A 20,202-nucleotide genomic window follows, 5' to 3' on the forward strand; every position below is an offset into this window, starting at 1 on the left:
GCACTTGAAGGACCGCTTTCGCGAGCAGGCTCGCTCCCACATTTGATCTCTGGTGTTCACAAATAGTGCTCACAGCAGATCCAGTGTGGGAGCGAGCCTGCTCGCGATACAGGCCCTCAGCCCCGCCGCATTACTTGGACTTGGACTTGAGTTTCAGATACGACTGATGCAGGTCCGATGCCCATCCATCGATCACGCTTTTCACGTCATCGGCCTTCATCACCTGATCTGCGTTTTCCAGCGGTTTGCCGGTGCCTTTGCGCACGACCTGGGCAATGACTTTGTTGTTGCCGCCATCAAGAAACACCGCTTCGGTGGCCAAGTCGGTTTCCTGATCGCGAATACCGCTGGCAGTGCTGACTGCCGCTGCCACCAGGGCGATCGGGATCACCTCATAAGGTTTGAGGCCTTCGGTCTTGCTGCTGATGCCGGTGATCGCCGCACGCACCACCATCACCCCGGGGCCAGGACCGGAGGCCAATGGCAGGGATTTACCCACCTCGCGCTTGAGCGCCTGATCGTAGTAGCCGGTAATGCCGTTTAGCGTGGTCTGAGGAATTTTCGCCGTCGGTTGCGGCTTGGGATAGAGCTGAGTCGGCTCGATGTAGACACTGGTAAATTTGTTGATATCAAGCTTGGGGTCCATCCAGCGCATCACCACGGCACCCGATGGCGACTTGGCTTCCTTCAGCTGACTGTAGTCCTTGAGAAAGCCGGAATACTGGTCTGGCTCGACGACTTTGCTGGAGCAACCCACCACCCCGATAGAGGCGATGCACAGTGTGCTCATCATTAACGCAAGCTTCATGCTGTAACTCCTGTCAGCCGGCAACAATATTGCATATGGGAATTACAGGTATAGCCAATGTCCGGCATTTTGTTATGAAACCACGCAATATTCATTTGTTACTGCAGTATTAGCTGCGTTCGCGGGGAATGAGGCCCTGTAGCTGCTGCGCCAGGAAGTTCGCATCGAACGCAAAGATATCCGGATCTTTCAAGCCATTGGTTTTGCGCCACTGCCAGTCGCTGGACGGTGGCAGGCACACCAGCGAAATGCTGCCATAACGCGCGGCGGTCAAGCCCATCACTGCCAGGGAAATCTGCCCTCCCGCACCCATCACGTCCGGCACGAACTCCACCGGTTTACCGGCAATCACAATGGACAGTTTCTCGGTCTTGAACGTCGACGTCTCGACCGGCACGCTCGACCCGGACGCGACATACACCTCGCGGCTCACTTCCAACAGATTTGGCGCCAGGACCGGTGTCAGCCACTGCTGGATCTGATCGAACAACTCACCAATTCGCGTCGCCCACACGGCCGATTGCGATTCAAACAGTTGCTTCTTGTGCGCTTCGCTATCTGCGTAATGGCGAAGCATCTCGCCCAATTGCTGTACGTCGTCCATTGCGGTGTTCCTTTGGTTGAAGCGGTGCTGCGGAAGTTGATCATGGCAGATGCCGCCCGCTCGCGTATGGCAAAGGTGCGAACGGCTACAGAGCCTGGGCGGATGAACGCGACAAACGGTCGTGTTTTTCCTGCTTTTCCAGGTTTCACCTGTCAGATCTGCGGTGTGCGTCGGGGTGATCAGTGAGGCCTTGCGCCAGGTCTATCAACGGGTGATCGAGTCGCTGTCCGAGCGCGGCGCCCAGGCGATCATCCTCGGCTGTACCGAAATCGGCCTGCTGATCAAACCCGAGCACAGCGCCCTGCCCTTGCTCGACACCACCGAACTGCATGCGCAGGCGGCGGTGGCATTTGCGTTGGGTGACTGATTCAGTCTGCCTTGAGCGTGCGACGCAGGCGCGCCATGCTCAGGGTATCGACCAGTCGCCCGTCACGCACGGCGTAATCGCGAAACAGGCCTTCGGTCTCGAAGCCGAATTTCTGGTACAGCCCGATGGCGGCTTCATTGTCGGCGTACACCGACAGCTCGACCCGTTGCAGGTTCATCCAGTTGTCGGCAACATCGAGTGCCGCCGCCAGCAGTTTCGAACCGACGCCCTTGCCCTGCCACGCCACCGCAACGCCCATGCCGAGACTGCCGGCGTGGCTTCGGCGGATTCGCGAAAAACTGTTCCAGGCCAATGTTGCCGATGACCGATCCCTGGTGCAGCGCCACCAGTTTGACCGCACGCTCGTTATCCGCCATCAGGCGCTGGCGCCAGACCTCGGTGGACTGAAACGGCATCTGCAGCACCTGCCGGGCCACGGCCAGATCGTTGTAGAGCGCAGTAACGCCCTCGATGTGCGATTCGTTGAAGCGTTCGAGATGAATGGCGGGGTCATGGTCTGGCACGGTGCTGTTCGTCCTTGATCGGTGCGTGGCCGACCACTTTAAACCGCACGCCCTCTGCATGGCGACCACAATTGCAGATGCGCACCTATGGCGGGGGGAGCTTGCCCCATTCAACTGCGCAACCCCCTGCTAGAGTAAAAAGCATGACAATCGACCATCCATCATTTCAGATCATCGATTTTTTGAAATCACCCCACTCATGTATTGATTTAAATCACGCAGGTCCTGAATCCTCCAAGCGTACGGCGGTAGCTTTACACCATTCTCTTTCAAAGTTCTTGGAATCAAGTCTCCATTTGGACGAAGTATTATCGATGACACAATAACGCCCGGATAATCATTTAGTCGTTTTTTGAAAGCGGATGTTGTGAGATCAGGTGTAGGAGGATTGCTTTTATTAGCCAATGGCCCTGTTGCTTTGAGATCGGTTCCGTGGCACATGATACATCTCTGCGAATAGAGATTTTTCCCATTGGCATTATCCGCGAAGGACAGTGATGTTTGGATTAACGATAAAATGCCTAGCGAAACGATGAATACTATTTTCATTTTCATTTTTCATGTGGCCTTATTGTATAAATCAGATCTGGATCGAGGGCAAACCCCGGAAGTTGCCACGGCAACACTCAATTCTCGCGATAACATTTGAACCGAGATTATTCATTAGCAATGTGCACGCGCCCGCGAGAGGTTAACGGGCTCGTCGGCATTGTACAGTCATGCAGTGCCACCTGCCTTTACCGCCGCACCAAGTGCTGACCAAGGTCGATGCCGGTTACCAACGATTGCCGAAAGCTCACCGCCAGTGGGTTCCAGCAGTGGGATCGAAGGCTTTTCATCCACGCAACTTCTACACAATGATGCGTGCATTTCAACTGCCCCGAAATGCACGGCTTTATCGGCCTGATCGACAGCCGACTGGCCAACGTCGTCGACTTCAACAGTTTTCCTATCGTCTGACAAACAATTGGGCTGATGGCCTCTTCGCGGGCAAGTCGGATCGCGAAGAGGCCCGACCAGACACCACAAAACCTTCAGACAAAAAAAGGTTCTTCACGGATTACCGGGAAAGACGCTCTTGATCTTCATGAAAAAGAATTCGCTGTCCCGGTAACCGTACGCCATCCGCTTAATGACCTTTATTCGATTGTTTATGCCTTCCAGCTGACCCGTGTGCATCGGCCAGCGAACCCGGCTGACGATGCCCCGCCAGTAACCCTTTAGTCGCTTTGCAAACTGGATCAGAGCCGGTATTTCACTTTCTTGAGCATGGCGCAGCCATTGCTTCCAGGCTGATCGCCAGCCCCAAGCGGTGCTCGGCGTCCAAAGCGTTTTGAGTTCAGCCTTCATCAAGTAGACCGTCATCAACGCTTGGTTGGCCGCCAGCAGATCCTCCAAACGGACCTGTTGCTCCGGCGTTTTCAGGTTCTGCGGATTACGCAGAAGCAGCCATCGCGCTTGCTTGATGACCTTGCGCGCAGGCTTGTCGTGACGTAGCCGATTAGCTTCGTCGACGCGGACTCGATCAATGACCTCTCGGCCATATTTGGCCACCACATGAAAGAGGTCGTAGATCACTCGCGCGTTCGGACATTGCTGGCGAACCTCCAGGTCAAACGCGGTGTTCATGTCCATCGCCACCGCTTCTATGCGAGCGCAACCCTGCGGTCCGAGCTCTTCGAAAAATGGCCTGACCGCCGCTCGGCTGCGGCCTTCGCCGATCCACAGCACTCGTCGTGTATCCGCATCCAGCACAACGCTGGCGTAGCGATGACCTTTGAACAGGGCGAATTCGTCCATCACCAGGCGCCGTGGCTGCGCCTTCGGCAAAACACTCAGCGCCGCTTGCAAGGCCCGACGCTCCAGCAACCGCACGGTGTCCCAATGCAGCCCAAACATCTGAGCCACGTGCAGCGTGGGCAGACGCTCGCAGGCTTGAATGACGGCCTCAGACAGGCGGCGCGTCATGCGGGCATAGCGATCCAGCCAACTGACGGCTTCCATGCGTTTGCCGCAATCACGGCAGCCAACACGTCTGAGCAACACGCTGAGACGCACCGCACGGCCGAGGATGGGCAAATCACGAACGGTTCGCTCGCAATACTCATGAGTGGTTGAACAGGGCTTTTGGCACCCGCCACAAGATGGGAACCGGGTGGCGTGAGGGGTTAGATCGATTTGTAGGGTATCGCCATCAGGCTTGATGGTGACAACAGAAAAGCCCTCCCAAAAAGGAAGGAAAGTATTAATATCGCGCATAAGAACGCCGGTTTGTTAGATGTGTTTGCTCGCACGAACATCATCAATCAAATCGGCGTTCTTGTTTCTGTGTTTCCCGGGATTCCGTGAAGAACCTTTTTTTTGTTGCTCTGGCAGGACATAAGGTTATCGGCACCGTTCTCGCCGGATACGACGGCCATCGTGGCTGGTTGTACTCGATTGCAGTGCATCCTTCACATCGCAGAAGAGGCTTAGGCGCAAATCTGGTCCGTCATGCTGAAGGCGCTTTGACCGCACGGGGGTGCATGAAAATCAACCTGCAAATCGTCAGCGCAAATGAAAGCGTCAAGACTTTCTACGAATCTCTGGGCTACTCGACCGAACCGCGCATCAGCATGGGGAAAAAGATCGAATCTAATATCGCGAAGCCTGGAGAGTTGTCCTGAAGGACGGCCGGAGTGTGTAAAAACGCAGCGCGGTGTTCCTTGATGTTGTTTATCGCTCGGCTCATGAATAACCGTTCGGCAAATACATCTTTATCGAATTCAGTGGCTTTGACTTTGCTACCTGATAAAGGCACAGTCTGGCATTACGTGAGGATGGATGCCTCGGTGAGGCTTAAGGATAATGCCGTGTTTCCGATCAATATTTGGGTTGCCTATACTGCCGCGTGCTTGCTATTGGTACTTGCACCCGGCCCGGACAATCTGCTGGCCGTAGGCCGAGGACTCAGTCAGGGCAGAACAGCCGCTATCGTATCGGGCATGGCATCCGGGGCGGGAATTCTCTTTCATGTGGCAACCGCTTCGCTAGGACTGACTTTGCTTATGCAGACGTCCGCAGTTGCCTTCTGGGTCGTCAAGCTCATCGGCGCCGGTTATTTACTTTGGCTTGGTATAAAAGTCCTACGCTCTCGTAGCCTGATTAGTTTCCAGCCAGCGACTCGGCAATCACTGCCGAGCATTTTCCTCACGGGGTTACTCTCGGCAGCACTCAATCCGAAGCCTGGGTTTTTCGTCCTTGCGTTCATCCCGCAGTTCGTCGACCCGCAACGCGGATCAGTGAGTGTACAGATGCTGGTGTACGGCATATGGTTCGCCGCACTGACGGCAGTGGGATTCGCATTGATGGGCGTATTTGCCACTGCACTGTCCCGTTTTTTGCGTCAAAGGCCACGACTGGTAAATGGGCTGAACGTAGGGGCAGGACTCACCTTCGTGGCTTCGGGCGTATCGATAGCGACACTCAGCCAAAAATAGGATCAGTATATTGGCGTCGCGGGGCTAAGATTTCAGCCCCGTTGAGCCTTGGTTATTATGAAAGCTGACGACTTCAAGACTTATCTTTTCAGGGCTGAGATCAGGCTCTGTGTAGCTGCAAAACTGTCATTCGCCGTCAGAATATTGTTCGCATGCTGCCTTTTTATCGCAACCGCTAATCACATCCGTGCAGACGTTTCGCATGGACTGCTCTGGGACTACGGATACGGGCCTGACACTTACCTGGCCAGCCGTATTTTTTGGGGGGCGCTTACGTTTTTTGACCCGCTTGCAGCTTCGCTACTTTTCATCAAGCCAAGGGCCGGAATCGTGCTTACGGTAGCGATTATCATGGTCGACGTAATCCATAACACTTTTTACGTCGCATTGAAGCAACAATGGCTGGAGCCGTTCTACCTGTCCCAGGTGGCTTTCCTTATCGTAGTACTCCTACTCTCATATACCGCCGCGCCTCCGGGGAGATGGCCGCGACGCTGAATATATTCCCCCAGCGATTCGGATGGATGAAGTGGGCGCCTGGTTGAACATCTAGAGTGTTTGGTCTGATGCAGGTCGGTCGTTCAATGGGCATCGCGATTTCGGCGCAGCCACTCATCGACAACTTCTCCGAGTGTTTTAGGTACGCCATTACGTATCCAGGCCATAAAATCTCTGTCAAGTTTAAAGTTCGCGCCGCAGTGTTCCATCATGAATCTGCGGACATTCTGTGTATTTCGGTAATTCTTGCAAATTGTCGTATTTCTTGTGAGCTGATCACTGTGCCAGTTGAAACTCATGGGGGCAGGCTCTCTAGTTAGTGGTCTGATTTATAAACTCATGGCATGGGATGTTTCGAGTCTTGCCATCGATGCTGGAAAAGCGGCGCCAATTTGGGTCAAGCCGCACTTGGTCAGGTGAGGGATTTTTCGAAGTAAACGCGCTTGAACCCGTCTTCCGTACGTTGTGCCACCTTCACATACCCTAGCTTGGGGTAAATCGCGAGGTTGTCGGTCATCTTCTCGTTGGTATAGAGATGTACGCCGTTCATGCCACGCTGCCGAGCAGCATCTTCACAAAAGCTGATCAGCGCTCTGCCTACACCGCGTCCGGCTGCACTGGGCAGGACGGCCACGTTTTCCAGCAAGATATGCTCCTCTTCGGCATAGAACACAATGAACCCCTGAAAGGTGGCTTGGTCATCCGTCGCCACGTACACCATTCCTGCCGCTATCTGAGCGACGAAATTGGCGACCATCGGAGCTGGCTTACGCCCGATCATTGGAACATAGCGAACATAGGCCTGTTCGGCACAATCTCTAATCTCAGGCTCATCGCTTGCTTCGGCTAGCCGGATCATATCGGTCTCTTGAGTTGCAGGAGATTCAATATTGTTCGACTCTCGCCCCTGCCGCAACATCTAAGGCACTTTCCATGACCGTCACGATTTAGCATCTAGGTGCTGACGCTGCTCGGAGCGTCCATGCCGGACTGATCATGCTGGGAATGCTGTGCGGACGTTTACTTTAATGACGCTGGCGTGATGGGCAGATCCCCATAAAACTCCCCCACGAAAAGCGATGCCTCCTTCCAGTTTTCACTGGAAGGAAATCATCCCATCACAAATTACGTCAGGACATGAATCTCTGCTCAGATCAAAGTGATCGCACCTTGGAGTTCACTTACTGAATGCAGCGATCCCGTTATGTTGTGTACTTTTATTAGGTCTTCAGAGACCGATAAGCGCTTTGGCGACATAGCCCGCGAGACCAGGACTCTCATTAAGCCTGCGCGTGCTGTAACCGTACCAATCCATACCAAAAGGTACGTAAATGCGCACGCTGAATCCCATTCCCAACACCTTGTCACGCAAGGGTTCGCAAACGCCTAGCAGCATCTGGAATTCAAACTGGGTTCTGTCGATACCGTTGTCTCGGGCCAGAGCAATAACTTGCTCGATCAGTGCAGCGTCGTGCGTGGCCACACCAACGAAGCTGCCGACGTTAAAGCAGCGCATGACATGATCCAAAAAATGCTTGTTGATGGCGGTACGATCACTCCATGAGCCGCTCACAAGATGCGATCGCTCCTCCACATAGATACCCTTGCAGATGCGCAGAGTGCTTGTTTCGCGTGTGAGCACCTCAATATCCTGATAAGTACGCTTCAAATAGGCCTGCAATGCCAGCCCAACATTGTTATGGCTTCTCCTCAATCGGGTGAACAGATCGATTTCCTTTTCCGTGCAGTTAACATCTTCCATATCTATGCAAACAGAGTTTTTGTGGCCCTCTGCGGCTTCAAGAATGCGCTCCGCGAGGCGTTCGCATTGCTGCATGTCGAGGAGCAATCCAAGCGAGGAAGGCTTGATCGAAATATTGGCTTTTAATCCATTGGCTTGAATCGCTTCAAGCAAATCAATGTAATCGATCGCCGTATTGTCAGCCTGTTGTGGAGTCGAAACAGTCTCGCCCAATACGTCGAGAGTCACACAAAACCCTTGTGCGTTTAGCTGTTGAACTCGCGCAAGGGCTTCGCCTAGCGTGGCACCAGCAATGTAGCGGCGGGAGATTTTTTGGATAATTGCACGAGGAATAAAAGGGACAGCACGAGCCATCAAAGCGTTGAAAAGGTGCATATCAATACCCGAAACGAAAAACAGCCAACTTCCGTTTCTCCGCGCCAAAGCGTCGAAAAACCACGGACGAAGCAGAGCCGCTACTCCCTTTTGGGAGCAGCATGAAGCAGAGTCACAGCCGTATGTGTCAGCGCATAGCGGCAGCGTCTACTGCGAGCTTCAGCTCATCAATGGGGGCCAGGCGGCGGCGTGCATGCTTTCTTCTCTAGGTGTTTGCTAACGTCAATTGTTGCTGAAGTCTTCTACCCCAGAGTTTGAAGGGGGGCTGAACGGTGATCCATGCCACAAAAAAAAGCAAGAGTGTTGGGCGGACGCTTACGGATGAACAACTGTTCGCCTAGGGTCTTCGTCCTGTTCTTCCGTGCGACAGCGGCGGCGACTCGATGGGCAGTTTCTCCGCTGCGCGCCAATCACTCATTTCCTTTCAAAAGCGTCAATCCCTGTAAGTTGAGCGGATAGTGCCCAAAGACGTTCGGCTTGATCAGGGTCGACGGCATAAGGCCGGACGCCGACAAAGGATGGTGGTTCGCTTGCGTCCAGTGAAGCGATCTCACAGTCCTCACAATATAAGCCTCCCATGCCATTCAACTGCGCAGATGTTGCGGCCCAAACTTGAGTCGCCGCGCCTTGCTGCGTCGTCTTGAAAGTCGGATCGGCAAGGTGGCCGTTGACGTCTAGCCAGCCGGCGGCAATCATTTCATCCTGCGCCAGATGACGCTGGAGCGGAGTGAGAATCTTGCCTGGGTGAAGGGAGAAAGCCCGGACGCCCTCGTGCTGACCAAGCCGATCAAGGTGGACAGCAAACAGTGCATTGGCCGTCTTCGACTGCCCATATGCCAACCACTTGTCGTAGCCCTGCGTGAATTGCACATCGTTCCAGCGGATACCCGATTGATGATGCCCAGCCGATGACACCACAACCACCCTTGCTCGCCCTTTGAGCGCAGGCCATAGCAAATTCACGAGGGCGTAGTGCCCCAGATGATTGGTGGCGAACTGTGCCTCCCAACCCGCCCCTACGCGGGTTTCCGGGCAAGCCATGATTCCCGCGCTGCCGATCAGGATGTCGATGTGTCGGTCGCTTGCCAAGAAACGCTGAGCGAAGTCGCGCACGCTGGTCAGATCGGAAAGATCCAGTCGCTCGATTTCCACATTGGCGATTCCGCTAGTCTTTGCGCGAGCAGCTTCTACATCACGCGCTGCGACAACGACACGCGCGCCTGCCTTCGTCAGTGCTCTTGTCGTCTCCAGACCCAGGCCGGAGTGCCCCCCGGTGACGATGACAGTGGTGTTGGACAGATCGCACCCTTCAAGTAGCTCTGATGCGGTGGTTACCGTTCCGAAACCGGAGCGGATGGGAGACTGTTTGCAGGTCATGGCATTTCCTTGTGCATCTGACATTGAATCAGGGCAAAGCCCACGCCCACTATTGTCTAGGCTAGACTCAGGACTGTGAATGCAACAAAGTCCAATAATCTGTCGAGATCGTCCTATATACCTTATGGATCCCCTGTCCGAAGCTCTCTCGCTCCTGAGCACTCATAGCTCCTTTTTTGCAGGTCTGAAGGCTGGTGGAGACTGGGCCATCGACTTTCCGCCACCCGACGGCATCAAGTTCAATGCAATCCTTGAAGGGACTTGTTGGCTCGTGGTGGAAGGCGTGGAGCAACCTATCCGATTGACGGCCGGAGATTGCTTTCTTTTGGCGCGAAAGCGGGCGTTTTCACTCCGCAGCGACTTAGCATTTCCGGCCATCCATTCGGATGCGATTTATCGCCATGCCGTCAATGGCATCGCCCGTTGTGGGACAGCCGATGCGTTTTTCCTGATCGGGGGACGTTTTGACTTCGGTGAGGAATCGCGCCTTCTATTTGACGGATTGCCTCCCGTCGCAGTCATCAAAAGTGGTTCGGATCAAGCATCCGTGCTGAATTGGGCCTTGCAGCGCATTGCTCATGAACTCACCTATCCGTCTCTTGGCAACTCGATTGTGGTTCAGTATCTCGGCCACATCATGCTGGTGCAGGTTTTACGAATTTATTTGATCCAAGAAGGAAATAGCGCACCGAGCTGGCTGCTTGCTATATCCGATCCACGTATCGGGGCAGCCATTCAAGCCATTCATGCCGATCCTGCGCGTTCTTGGACGGTCGAGAACCTTGCCAAAATCGCGGGTGTTTCTCGCTCGACCTTCGCTTTGCGGTTCAAGCAAAAATCTGGTGTCACCCCCTTAGACTATGTCTTGCGCTGGCGGATGCAATTAGCTACGAAATTGTTGAAAACAAACCACACTACCATTTCGTCCATAGCACAAAAGCTGGGCTATGACTCCGACAGTGCTTTTAGCCACGCTTTCAAGCGCATCATGACGTGTTCGCCTCGTGAATACAGAGAGAGAGTGACACCCATATCCCAGTAATAAGACTGATCTTCAGTAGGTTGACGAGGTACATGCTTTGATAAGTCAGGCAGGTATCCATTGATGTGGCAGCAACTTGCCGATCTCACTCGCCCGCTGCGTCGGAAGGAGGTATCCGTTCGGCCAAGTCATCTACCCGCCCCCACAAAGCCCAGCGGGCGAGCGAAATCGATCAGTTGCTGCCGCATAGTTGGGGCCACCTTTGATTACGCCAGACATGTAAGGGTATTTTTCGTCGCGTTGATCGAATTCAAAGGAGTAAGTCATGGAAAAAATCATCAGACTCGCCAATCAAACCGATATCAGCGCCATTTTTGATATTCGAACCAGCGTTCAGGAAAACCACCTGTCTCATGATCAGTTAGCGGAAATGGGCATTACTCCCGAAACTATAAGGCAGGCAATCCTAGAGGCTCCTTGCGTTTGGATCGCTGAGGTCGATGGTATGCCCGTAGGTTTTTCTATGGCTGATGTTGAGGATGGTTGCGTGTTTGCTGCTTTCGTTCTCCCTGAATTTGAAGGGCACGGTTTAGGGCGCAGCCTGATGGGTAAAGCAGAAGGTTTTCTATTTCAACACCACCAGACGATATGGCTAGAAACCGCTGAAGCAAGCCGCGCGAGTGGCTTTTATCGAAACCTCGGCTGGCAGCCCGTGGCGAACTTACCGGAAGGGGATATTCGCTTTGAAAAGTGCCTGAAATAATCACTGAAAATGCACTGACCAGACCCTGAGGGCGCATCCGCGTAACCACGCAATGTGTTCGGCGGACGCTTATGCAAGACTGGTTCTTTGCAGGTTCCCTGCGCAGCGGAAAACGGGCGGCCGCGCTGATGAGCCTGATCCAGTCGACCAAGCCCAACGGGCATGATCTGTACGCGTATTTGAAGGACGTACTGGCGCGGTTGCCGACGCAGAAACACGCCAATAAGAAATAACGACCTTCGTCCGTCAGTCTGACGCCGTTGGCGTGATCGTTCGAATAGGGTGAGGCCAAGTTGCGCTTCAAGTTGCATAGTCTGACGACTAAGCGGCGACTGTGAGATGTGCAATCGTTCAGCCGCCTGACCAACATTTTCGGTCTCAGCAACAACGACAAAGGCGCGAAGTAACTTAAAATCCATGTGATGCTCATATGGTCTTAAATGTGTCCATATCAGTCTTGGATTGTATCTCCTTTTTCTGCAATGCTGACTGTGATTGCAACTGAACAGAAAAGGAACGTCAGTATGAAAATGACTAAGTCGAGTCTCCATCGTAAGATCGCCAGCGGAGTTCTAGCGTTTGTCACTTTGACATCTCTTGCGGCTAGCCTTGCGTCGGGACAGACGCAACCCGAAATGGCCAGCCCCAACAAGCCTGGATATGCGGTGTTCTTTATTCAGGTAAACAATCCAGATGCGTATACGGAGTACGCATCCTTAGTCCTTCCGTCTCTAAAGCCATATCAAGGTCGCGTGATATCTGCGGTTAGTCGAAATGATATGCGCCAAATTGAGGGCGTTCCGTCCTTGGATAGAGCTGCGATTATTGAATTTCCGTCCTTGGACATTGCGGAGGAATGGTACAAGTCCTCTACTTATACGCGCGCGACGGCTATTCGAAACAAGGCTGGAGTGAGCCAAGTTGTCCTGATGCGTGGGCGTTAAAGCATGCGCAACTCGATTACACCTCGATTTGAGGGGTAGGTCAAAGACCGTCACCGCTGGCTTGCCAGCGAGATACCTGTAGTGGTCAACTAATCCCGGACACGACGTTAAGTTTTTCTTCGGCCCGAGCTGGCGCCAGCCCACCGATGAATTGATGGGGTCGAATCCAGTTGTACCGATGCATCAAGAAATGGCTGATATCGCATTGGGCTTCTTGGGCCGTTCTGTAACCCAGAGTCGGTATCCATTCGGTGTTCACGCTGCGGAACACGCGAGCCAGCGGCGCATTGTCCCAGCAATTTCCCCGGCGACTCATGCTCTGGCGCATTCGATAACGCCACAGCCGCTGGCGAAATAAACGACTCGCGTACTGCGACCCTTGATCCGAGTGAAACAGCAGGCCCTGAGGCCTTCCACGTTGCTCGTAGGCCATATCCAGTGCCTTGATAACCAACTCGGCGTCCGGCTTTTCCGACAATGCCTAACCCACCACCCAACGCGCGCAAAGATCCAGCACGACAGCCAGATAATGCCATTTCCCCTGGGCCAAAATGTAGGTGATGTCGCCGCACCACACCTGATTGGGTGCCGGTACACCGGTGCAGATGCTCGCGCCAGGCTCGAAGAAAACCCACCGTCCTTATGTCTGGGCTACGCCACCAGCCAATTCTGCAAAACAGCAACTGTCGCCTACGACTTCAGCCCCAGCCGCGCCGGTGAGCATGCTCGCAACTTCCTGCAAGACTGGAGGGGCAAGCTGGTATGTGATGATTTTGGTGGTTACAAAGCCAGCTTCGAACTCGGCGTCACCGAGATCGGCTGCATGGCCCATGCGCGGCGCAAGTTTTTCGAACTACACGCCACCAACAAAGGCACGCTCGCCGAGCAGGCCCTGCGTTACATTCAGTTGCTGTATGAAATTGAGGGTTAAGTCCGCGAGAAAAACTGGCTCTTTGCAGGTTCCCTGGCAGCGGAAAACGGGCGGCGGCGATCATGAGTTTTGATCCAGTCGGAGCGGCTCAACGGGCATGATCCGTACGCCTATTTGAAGGACGTGCTCACGCGCCCGCCGACGCAACGGGCAATTAATATTGCGCAGCTGCCGCCGCATAGATGGCAACCGGTTTAGTGACGCAAGACGGGAGGCCGGGCGCATACCCTTTTGACGAATTGCATCGAGTGCCTCCTTGGCTCTGTACTAAATATTATCGGACGAAGAGCGGTTACTGGATTCTTGGGCCAAATCCACCATAAGGTTTCAACGGTACAACAGAAGTGATTTCCAGCATCCCGGAATTTACCAGTGGCAGCGTTGCCAGCTTTTCCCGAACGGCTGTCTCGTTTTCGGCTTCAACCAGTAGGCAGGCGCCACCCATGTCACCACGGTGCCAGATGTTGCGGATAAATCCCTCCAGATAGAGAGCCCTGGCACGCTGAGCTTCGGCTTCGAGATGAGGCGCAAAATCCGCATCGGAAAACCGCTCTGAGACTCGACGCGAAAGTGTGATGAACTGCATATGTATATCCCCTTCAAGGCGTTCGTCGTTTAAACAGTTCACGGATAATTGCAAAAAACACTATTCTGGTCCAAGACGCGTTCTACATGACTTGAGACCCGATTCACATGACCTTAGATCTTCGACTGCTTGTTGCGTTTATCGCTGTTGCTGAAACTGAAAATGTCGGTCAAGCCGCCAGCCGTCTACATATCTCGCAGTCGCCTTTGAGTCGGCAAATCATTCAGCTTGAAGCACAGCTTGGTCTGAGGTTATTCGAACGCGCGCGCCAGCGTATGCGCCTGACTGACGAAGGACGTCTTTTCCTTCAGGAGGCGCGCAGCCTGGTCGCCCATGCATCTGAAGTCGAAGCATCAGCGCGCAGTATCGCTCTTGGCGAGACAGGCCATATTGCCGTGGGTTATGTCGAAGCCGCCATGCACTCCAATGTATTACCGCGTGCCCTTGCGGGTCTGCAATCAGGCCATCAGGCTGCTACCTTCGAACTCCGCCCCATGGGTTCCTCAGAACAATCCGAGGCCCTGCTCGGTAGAGCGCTTGATTTCGGGCTGGTGTATTCAGTGCCTGAGAGCGCAGTCATAGAGTCCATGGAGATTTCAAGCGAAGCGCTACTGCTTGTTCTGGGAAAAAGACATGCGATGGCCACGCAAGCGAGCATTGCTCCTCAAGACTTGAACGGGGAGCGCTGGGTTGCCTTGGCCCGGTCAAAAAATCCTGCGGCCCGCCAGCGTTTTCTTGAGAATTGCTCCGCTTGCGGTTTCTTGCCTGACATCAAGGTAGAGGCGGATGACCTGCTGGCAGCCTTGAGGCTGGTGGCCTCAGGTTTGGGCATTACCTTTGTCCAGGCAAGTCTTCGGGATTTTCTTGCAGATAGCGTCATATTTCGCGAGCTGCCCTGGTTTCCTTCACGGGTCAGGGTCTATGCCATCTGGCGCAAGGATGACCCCAAGCCGCTTGTCGCGACGCTCCGGCAAGCGCTCTTGGCGGCTTAGCATGACGCTGCGTCGAGTCGAGCAAGCCGATGCCGTAACCAGTTCAAGAGCGCGGATGGATATTGAGAGCGTTGTCCATGTGCGTTTACCAGCCGCTTACGTCTTTACACACTCTGTGCCGAAAGCAGACTCTCAAGCTATTTTTATGATCTTCAACATCCATCCAGCGGCCCATTGGCCACTCTTATTGCATGACTGCGCGATGGCCAGGCTTGAAACCATTGACCCTAGCTAGCCAAACCACGGACAGACCGAGCAGCGCCAATATCAGCAGTGTTGGGGGGAAAGAGCTCGGCCCCGCATGCTCCAGCAACAAGCCACCAGCAATACCACCTCCGGCCACTGCCAGATTGAAGATGGTGACCAGCATCGACTGCGCGACATCGGCGCCGTCACCGGCGGTATCGGCAATGGCCGTCTGTAGCAGCGTGGGAGCGCCACCAAACGTCAGCCCCCAGATCGCAACGCTGAGGAGCACAATGTTGGGAGAGCTGCTTGCCATTCCCAACACCAGCGCCGCCATCGCGAAAACCGCCAGACTAAGAAGCGTCAGCACACGCAACCCACGATCCACCCACATTCCTGTGACCCCGATGCCGACGATAGAGGCAACACCGAAGACCAGCAGCACGAGGTCTATTCGCTGACCAAGCCCGACGGAGTCCAAAAATGGCGCGATGTAGGTGTAGAGGATGTTGTGCGCAAGTATCCAGACGAAGATCACAAACAGTATCGAGCGCAGACCTGGGGTCAGAAGAATTCTGCAGATCGGCTGGCGTTGACGTTCATTCTGTCCCGCGTAGTCAGGCACGCCAAACCGCACCCATACGAATAGCAGTAACGCGAGGGCCGACATGATCCAGAACACGCCACGCCAATCAAACAGAGTACCCAGCCAGGTGCCTAGGGGCACGCCGAGACACAAGGCAATGGGTTGACCAATGCCGACCACCGCCAGGGCCCGCCCCTGCAAATCATGTGGCACCATGCGTCGAGCATAACCGGCCAACAGCCCCCATATCACGCCCGCCGCCATTCCGGCGATGAACCGCGCGACCAGGGTCAGTACATAGTGGGAGGACAATGCCGTCACGGTGTTAAAGACCAGCAACCCGCCGATCGCCAGCAGGAACAATGGCCTCCTGCGCCATTTTCGCGTAGCAGCAATGACCGGAATCGCCGCCAGCACCGAGCCTAAAGCATAGAGCGTAACCAACTGACCCGCCAAGGCCTGCGAGACGCCCAGTCCCTGCCCGATCAGAGGCAGCAGGCCGGCTGGCATAGTCTCCGTCATGATGGTGATGAAGCCAGCCATCGTAAATGCCAACAGTCTCCACACGGGCAGCCTTTGCGCAGAAGACGTTTCATCGAGCCCCGTTGCTATCAATCCATTGTCGCCGTGCATGGTCATCGTTGTATCCCTGATAAAAAATACATTTCCTGTTTCCTGATCGACTGCCTGAGGTGAATTCAGGCAGCAACCGTGGTGCGTTTTAATCGTTGAAGGCCGTTTGCAAAATGAACAAAATTGCTTTGAATTCATCTGGAATGATCATTCCAGTTCTGGACAAATAAATACGGGTCTCTGCCAGTCTTTCACTTGAAGCATTACAACACCCCGTCCTGCGTTACAACGCGTCTATCGCGATGTCGACCACATCCAGCAAGCGTTGCCGACGGTTCTGGTGAGCACTGCCTTTACTCAATACCCGCAGGCCCTGAATCGTGTTCACTATAAAGCGTGCGAGCGCGCGAGGTTTCTTGTGGGTGGGGATTTCCCCCTCTGCCTGACCGCGGATGAGTGCACGCTCCAGAGCTTTCTCCAGACGCAGGAAGTTGCGGGAGACCAACTCGGCAACGGATTCGTCCTGGCTAGCCAGTTCAAGTGTGGCATTGGCGGCAAGGCAGCCGCGTTGCCCGGTATCGCTGAGTTCATCATTGACGATCCTCATCAGTAGTTGCTGGATCAGCCCTTTGACCGAGCCCGATTCCTGAAGCAGCGCTACGTTCGTGGCAGTCAGATCGTGATAACGGCGCAGCGCATGCTCGTACAATCCATGCTTGTTCTCAAAGGCGTTGTACAGGCTGCTTCGAGACAATCCGGTACCGTCCACCAGATTCTGTATCGAGGTGGCGCAATAGCCGAGTTGCCAAAAAACCTGCATGGCTGCGTCGACAATCTCGTCATGCTCAAATTCTTTGGTGCGCATCGAATCAGCCTTTCAGGAATGATCATTCCTGAAAAATACTGTCTTACTTCTCGCTCGTCAAGGATGGGTTGATTTCACACCTTACTCCGTATCAATAGAGGACGCCGAGAGTACAAATCGGCGGCTTCGGATGACACTCACTGCTGAGCATTCACGGCCTTGCCCGAACGAAAGACCACCCAGCTCGCCACCACAAGCACCCACGCAGCAATACCGCCATATAACATCACCCAGCCAAACCCATGCGCCAAAGCTGCGTTGGCGACATCGAGTGCAATCGTAGTGCCCTGGCCAGGCTGCCCCAACACCGCGGAGTTGCCGGCTGAAATATTCTCCGCCAGCAACCTCAATTGCACTTCATCGGGCGAGCCCGATAAGTGGTCGCGCAGGGAAGACAGGATGCCTTCCACCAAGATGAATCCCATTAGCGCGATATTGATTGCAAGGCTAATCATACGAGCGCTGATATCGATGCCCGATGCCATGCCTGCACGCTCACTGGGCACCGACCCAGTGGTGGTATTGGTCACAGGGGTGTTGGTCAGCCCCAATCCGATGCCGGCGATCAGGCAGCCTGGAAGCATCGTCAGCCAGCTGGCATGCGTGACACTGCTGCCCCATTTCATCAGCAGAAATCCCAGGCCTATGGTGAACAAGCCCGCGGGAATCACCACCTCAGGTCGATAGCGCAGCGCCAGCCGTTCGCCTAACGGAGGGATAACCAGCGTCGGCAGCGTATACGCCAGCAGTGCCAGACCGGTGCCGATACCGGCGTAGCCCAGGCTATTTTGAAAGTACAGAGGCAGGTAGATCATGAAGGGCCAGAAGCTGAAGTTCATGCCTGCCGACCCGAGCAAAGCACCCGAGAAGCGGCGGATACGAAACACCGAGAAGTCGAACATGGGATCGGCATGGCGTCGCTGGGCGACGACAAAAACGATAAAGCTGACCATTGCCACAATCAGGCTGGTGATGGCCGAACCGCTGGAGAAACCCACCCCCGCTCCCTGAGTGATGAACCAGGAAAGACCCAACACTGCCAGCGATAACGAGATAATGCCCAACACATCCAGTCTGCGACGCTGCGGATCGCGTGATTCATCGACACCGGCGATCACCAGCACCAGCGCGAGCACGGCAATGGGCGCATGCACCAGGAACACCCATTCCCAACTCGACAGCGCCACGATAGCTGCGCCGATAATCGGGCCGAACCCCAGACCGATGCCGAACACGATCCCCCAGGCACTGAATGCTTTACCGCGCGCAGCTCCCGACTGAAATCGGTGAGACAACACGGCCACCTGACAGATCAGCATGGCCCCCCCGGACATGCCTTGCAGGAATCGGCTTGCAATCAACACACTGGCGCTTTGCGCCCATCCACAGGCCAGTGAGGTAATGCCGAAAAGCACCAGGCTAATGACAAACACTCGCTTGCGCCCATACCGATCCGCCAGGGTACCGGTGGCCATCAGCACCATGGTGCAGGCGAGGGTGTAGGCATTCATGATCCACTGCATATCGTTGAAATCGCTGTGCAGAATCGATTCAAGCGTGGGCAGGATTGCCGGCACGCTCGAGATCTCCAGGCCGAACATCAGCGAGGCCAAGCAAACGGCGGCTATTGTGAAAATATCTTTTTGCGAAGAAGAGAACGACATCATGATCTTCCAGATCAAGTTGATGGGCACTGGCAAGACCGCTCAAGGGGAGTTGGCGCGATAGCCTCACCAGCGTCACCCGACATAACTCCAAGTGACCGGCCGCATTCTGGAAGTAATTAAAAAATGACAGAAATGATTTAATTTCGTAAGTTTTATTAATATTCATCATGAGTGGACCCAATGGACTTCGACCCAGCGCTGTTGCGTGCTTTTGTCGCGATCAAGGAGACCGGCAGTTTCACTCGTGCCGCAGAGCGGCTGCATTTGAGCCAGTCAGCGATCAGTCATCAGGTCCGGCGCTTGGAAGAACAGGCCGGTACCGCGCTACTGGTGCGCACTACCCGACGTTTGACGCTGACAGAAGATGGCGAGGATTTTCTGCGCCATGCCGAACACGTCCTCAGAGCGCAAGACGCCCTCTCCCGGCGTTTCGAAGCGTCGTCGGTATCCGGGGCCGTGCGCTTCGGTGTGCCGGAAAACTTTATCGGCGATGGCCTGCCGCCGTTACTGACTCGGTTCGCCAGACAGTTTCCCGCCGTACGTCTGGATGTAACCGTCGGCACCTACCTCGACCTGCGCGCGCTGGTCGATGCCGATGGGCTTGATCTGGCCGTAATCATGGCATTGCCGGGCAGTCAGGTCGGCGGTACCGTGCTGCGCGAAACCCGGTTTGTCTGGGCCGCGGCGCAGGGTTTCGACTTTACCGGCAATTCCCCTTTGCCGCTGGCGTTTGCACCAGCGCCCTGCGTACACCGCCAGGTGGCCGTAGAGGCATTGGCGAGTGCCACCGTGAATTGGCGGGTCGCCTTTACCTCTCCAAGTCAACAAGGATTGCGGGCGGCGGTGTTGGCGGGGCTTGCCGTCACCGCGCTACCGCTGGGAGATCTGGAACCCGGTATGGTGGTGATTGATGGTCAATATGGCCTGCCACCGCTGCCGGAGGCTGATTTCAGACTGATATGGAGTGTCACAGGAAAGACGCCTGCGGCCCATGCATTCGGGCAACTGCTGGTGGAGATGTCTGAGTCGCCATCGATCTAGAACAAACTGCCATTGGCATTCCAGGGTAAGCGCCCTGTTCTGCTGACTTTTTTCAATCGCACCTTCAAGGACCGAACCTGTGATCGCATCCCCCGCCCACAGCGCTTGAACACCCTTAACTGATCACGCACCTGACGCTGACCGTCACCTCTGGCGGGGTGAATATGTCTGCTCTGGGCGCGCATGACTGGCGCCCGGATTTTGCTGCCACCACGACACTACCGAATTGGTTTTTCGACGACAGCACCGACCTCACGCTCCGGCTGGTCGAGTTGCGCATGCCAGTCCTGCT

Annotated in this window: 19 protein-coding genes and 7 pseudogenes; 11 read left to right on the plus strand and 15 right to left on the minus strand. The window is 54.8% G+C overall.

Annotated features, from left to right (window positions below):
• Window positions 1-130 precede the first annotated feature (130 nt).
• Both LOY56_RS14270 and LOY56_RS14275 read right to left on the minus strand, forming a co-directional pair.
• On the minus strand, window positions 131-808 hold the full coding sequence (locus LOY56_RS14270) for a DUF3313 domain-containing protein (protein WP_258614912.1): 678 nt from the start codon (window positions 806-808) through the stop codon (window positions 131-133).
• A 109-nt stretch (window positions 809-917) separates the two neighbouring features.
• A complete protein-coding gene (locus LOY56_RS14275) occupies window positions 918-1,412 on the minus strand; it encodes a hypothetical protein (protein ID WP_258614915.1) in 495 nt (164 codons plus the stop codon).
• A gap of 163 nt (window positions 1,413-1,575) precedes the next feature.
• Between LOY56_RS14275 and LOY56_RS14280 the strand changes: the two are divergent.
• Window positions 1,576-1,779 (plus strand): annotated as a pseudogene (locus LOY56_RS14280) (aspartate/glutamate racemase family protein); the annotation flags it as partial.
• 1 nt (window position 1,780) lies between these two features.
• Here LOY56_RS14280 and LOY56_RS14285 read toward each other — a convergent pair.
• Window positions 1,781-2,303 (minus strand): annotated as a pseudogene (locus tag LOY56_RS14285) (GNAT family N-acetyltransferase).
• 171 nt (window positions 2,304-2,474) lie between these two features.
• On the minus strand, window positions 2,475-2,852 hold the full coding sequence (locus LOY56_RS14290) for a c-type cytochrome (protein WP_408980335.1): 378 nt from the start codon (window positions 2,850-2,852) through the stop codon (window positions 2,475-2,477).
• Window positions 2,853-3,170: 318 nt separating this feature from the next.
• Between LOY56_RS14290 and LOY56_RS14295 the strand changes: the two are divergent.
• Window positions 3,171-3,263: pseudogene (locus LOY56_RS14295) on the plus strand (antibiotic biosynthesis monooxygenase); the annotation flags it as partial.
• Window positions 3,264-3,356: 93 nt separating this feature from the next.
• On the opposite strand, the gene LOY56_RS14300 reads toward LOY56_RS14295, so the two are convergent.
• On the minus strand, window positions 3,357-4,562 hold the full coding sequence (locus tag LOY56_RS14300; protein ID WP_258614918.1) for an ISL3 family transposase: 1,206 nt from the start codon (window positions 4,560-4,562) through the stop codon (window positions 3,357-3,359).
• 86 nt (window positions 4,563-4,648) lie between these two features.
• On the opposite strand from LOY56_RS14300, the gene LOY56_RS14305 reads away from it, so the two are divergent.
• Entirely contained in the window at window positions 4,649-4,969 is a 321-nt protein-coding gene (locus LOY56_RS14305; RefSeq protein WP_258614921.1) for a GNAT family acetyltransferase, read from the plus strand.
• A 153-nt stretch (window positions 4,970-5,122) separates the two neighbouring features.
• On the plus strand, window positions 5,123-5,782 hold the full coding sequence (locus tag LOY56_RS14310; RefSeq protein ID WP_258622656.1) for a LysE family translocator: 660 nt from the start codon (window positions 5,123-5,125) through the stop codon (window positions 5,780-5,782).
• A gap of 581 nt (window positions 5,783-6,363) precedes the next feature.
• Here LOY56_RS14310 and LOY56_RS14315 read toward each other — a convergent pair.
• The 4 genes from LOY56_RS14315 to LOY56_RS14330 form a co-directional block, all read right to left on the minus strand.
• A complete protein-coding gene (locus LOY56_RS14315) occupies window positions 6,364-6,579 on the minus strand; it encodes a DUF6434 domain-containing protein (RefSeq protein WP_258614923.1) in 216 nt (71 codons plus the stop codon).
• A 113-nt stretch (window positions 6,580-6,692) separates the two neighbouring features.
• A complete protein-coding gene (locus LOY56_RS14320; RefSeq protein ID WP_258614926.1) occupies window positions 6,693-7,139 on the minus strand; it encodes a GNAT family N-acetyltransferase in 447 nt (148 codons plus the stop codon).
• 369 nt (window positions 7,140-7,508) lie between these two features.
• Window positions 7,509-8,417 (minus strand): proline dehydrogenase family protein, encoded by a 909-nt coding sequence (locus LOY56_RS14325; protein ID WP_258614929.1) that lies wholly within the window; start codon window positions 8,415-8,417, stop codon window positions 7,509-7,511.
• A gap of 414 nt (window positions 8,418-8,831) precedes the next feature.
• Window positions 8,832-9,794 carry an SDR family NAD(P)-dependent oxidoreductase gene (locus LOY56_RS14330; RefSeq protein ID WP_258614930.1) on the minus strand — a complete coding sequence of 321 codons (963 nt, stop codon included), beginning with the start codon at window positions 9,792-9,794 and terminating at the stop codon, window positions 8,832-8,834.
• Window positions 9,795-9,918: 124 nt separating this feature from the next.
• On the opposite strand from LOY56_RS14330, the gene LOY56_RS14335 reads away from it, so the two are divergent.
• The 3 genes and pseudogenes from LOY56_RS14335 to LOY56_RS14345 form a co-directional block, all read left to right on the plus strand.
• Window positions 9,919-10,836: an AraC family transcriptional regulator gene (locus tag LOY56_RS14335; RefSeq protein WP_258614932.1), complete on the plus strand. Its 918-nt coding sequence runs from the start codon at window positions 9,919-9,921 to the stop codon at window positions 10,834-10,836.
• A 265-nt stretch (window positions 10,837-11,101) separates the two neighbouring features.
• The gene (locus LOY56_RS14340; RefSeq protein ID WP_258614935.1) at window positions 11,102-11,539 is read left to right on the plus strand and encodes a GNAT family N-acetyltransferase; all 438 of its coding nucleotides are present in this window, start codon (window positions 11,102-11,104) and stop codon (window positions 11,537-11,539) included.
• Between the two features lie 77 nt (window positions 11,540-11,616).
• Window positions 11,617-11,772: pseudogene (locus LOY56_RS14345) on the plus strand (transposase domain-containing protein); the annotation flags it as partial.
• On the opposite strand, the pseudogene LOY56_RS14350 reads toward LOY56_RS14345, so the two are convergent.
• Window positions 11,763-11,958 (minus strand): annotated as a pseudogene (locus LOY56_RS14350) (LysR family transcriptional regulator); the annotation flags it as partial. The pseudogenes LOY56_RS14345 and LOY56_RS14350 sit on opposite strands and share 10 nt — an antisense overlap.
• Before the next feature lie 105 nt (window positions 11,959-12,063).
• Here LOY56_RS14350 and LOY56_RS14355 point away from each other — a divergent pair.
• Entirely contained in the window at window positions 12,064-12,483 is a 420-nt protein-coding gene (locus LOY56_RS14355; RefSeq protein ID WP_258614936.1) for a DUF1330 domain-containing protein, read from the plus strand.
• A gap of 85 nt (window positions 12,484-12,568) precedes the next feature.
• Here LOY56_RS14355 and LOY56_RS14360 read toward each other — a convergent pair.
• Window positions 12,569-13,078, minus strand: a pseudogene (locus LOY56_RS14360) (IS3 family transposase); the annotation flags it as partial.
• On the opposite strand from LOY56_RS14360, the pseudogene LOY56_RS14365 reads away from it, so the two are divergent.
• Window positions 13,077-13,612 (plus strand): annotated as a pseudogene (locus LOY56_RS14365) (transposase); the annotation flags it as partial. The pseudogenes LOY56_RS14360 and LOY56_RS14365 sit on opposite strands and share 2 nt — an antisense overlap.
• A 94-nt stretch (window positions 13,613-13,706) precedes the next feature.
• On the opposite strand, the gene LOY56_RS14370 reads toward LOY56_RS14365, so the two are convergent.
• Window positions 13,707-14,000, minus strand: coding sequence for a muconolactone Delta-isomerase family protein (locus LOY56_RS14370; RefSeq protein ID WP_258614937.1), 294 nt, complete (start codon window positions 13,998-14,000; stop codon window positions 13,707-13,709).
• A 107-nt stretch (window positions 14,001-14,107) separates the two neighbouring features.
• Between LOY56_RS14370 and LOY56_RS14375 the strand changes: the two genes are divergently transcribed.
• Window positions 14,108-14,992, plus strand: coding sequence for a LysR family transcriptional regulator (locus LOY56_RS14375; RefSeq protein ID WP_258614938.1), 885 nt, complete (start codon window positions 14,108-14,110; stop codon window positions 14,990-14,992).
• Between the two features lie 184 nt (window positions 14,993-15,176).
• Here LOY56_RS14375 and LOY56_RS14380 read toward each other — a convergent pair whose 3' ends face one another.
• The 3 genes from LOY56_RS14380 to LOY56_RS14390 form a co-directional block, all read right to left on the minus strand.
• Window positions 15,177-16,397 carry an MFS transporter gene (locus LOY56_RS14380; RefSeq protein ID WP_258622658.1) on the minus strand — a complete coding sequence of 407 codons (1,221 nt, stop codon included), beginning with the start codon at window positions 16,395-16,397 and terminating at the stop codon, window positions 15,177-15,179.
• Between the two features lie 223 nt (window positions 16,398-16,620).
• Window positions 16,621-17,202 carry a TetR/AcrR family transcriptional regulator gene (locus LOY56_RS14385; protein WP_258614939.1) on the minus strand — a complete coding sequence of 194 codons (582 nt, stop codon included), beginning with the start codon at window positions 17,200-17,202 and terminating at the stop codon, window positions 16,621-16,623.
• Window positions 17,203-17,339: 137 nt separating this feature from the next.
• On the minus strand, window positions 17,340-18,866 hold the full coding sequence (locus LOY56_RS14390) for an MFS transporter (protein WP_258622664.1): 1,527 nt from the start codon (window positions 18,864-18,866) through the stop codon (window positions 17,340-17,342).
• A 183-nt stretch (window positions 18,867-19,049) separates the two neighbouring features.
• Between LOY56_RS14390 and LOY56_RS14395 the strand changes: the two genes are divergently transcribed.
• Window positions 19,050-19,910 carry a LysR family transcriptional regulator gene (locus tag LOY56_RS14395; protein ID WP_258614942.1) on the plus strand — a complete coding sequence of 287 codons (861 nt, stop codon included), beginning with the start codon at window positions 19,050-19,052 and terminating at the stop codon, window positions 19,908-19,910.
• The last annotated feature ends 292 nt before the right edge of the window (window positions 19,911-20,202 follow it).

The organism is Pseudomonas sp. B21-048, from assembly GCF_024748615.1.
Lineage (GTDB): Bacteria > Pseudomonadota > Gammaproteobacteria > Pseudomonadales > Pseudomonadaceae > Aquipseudomonas.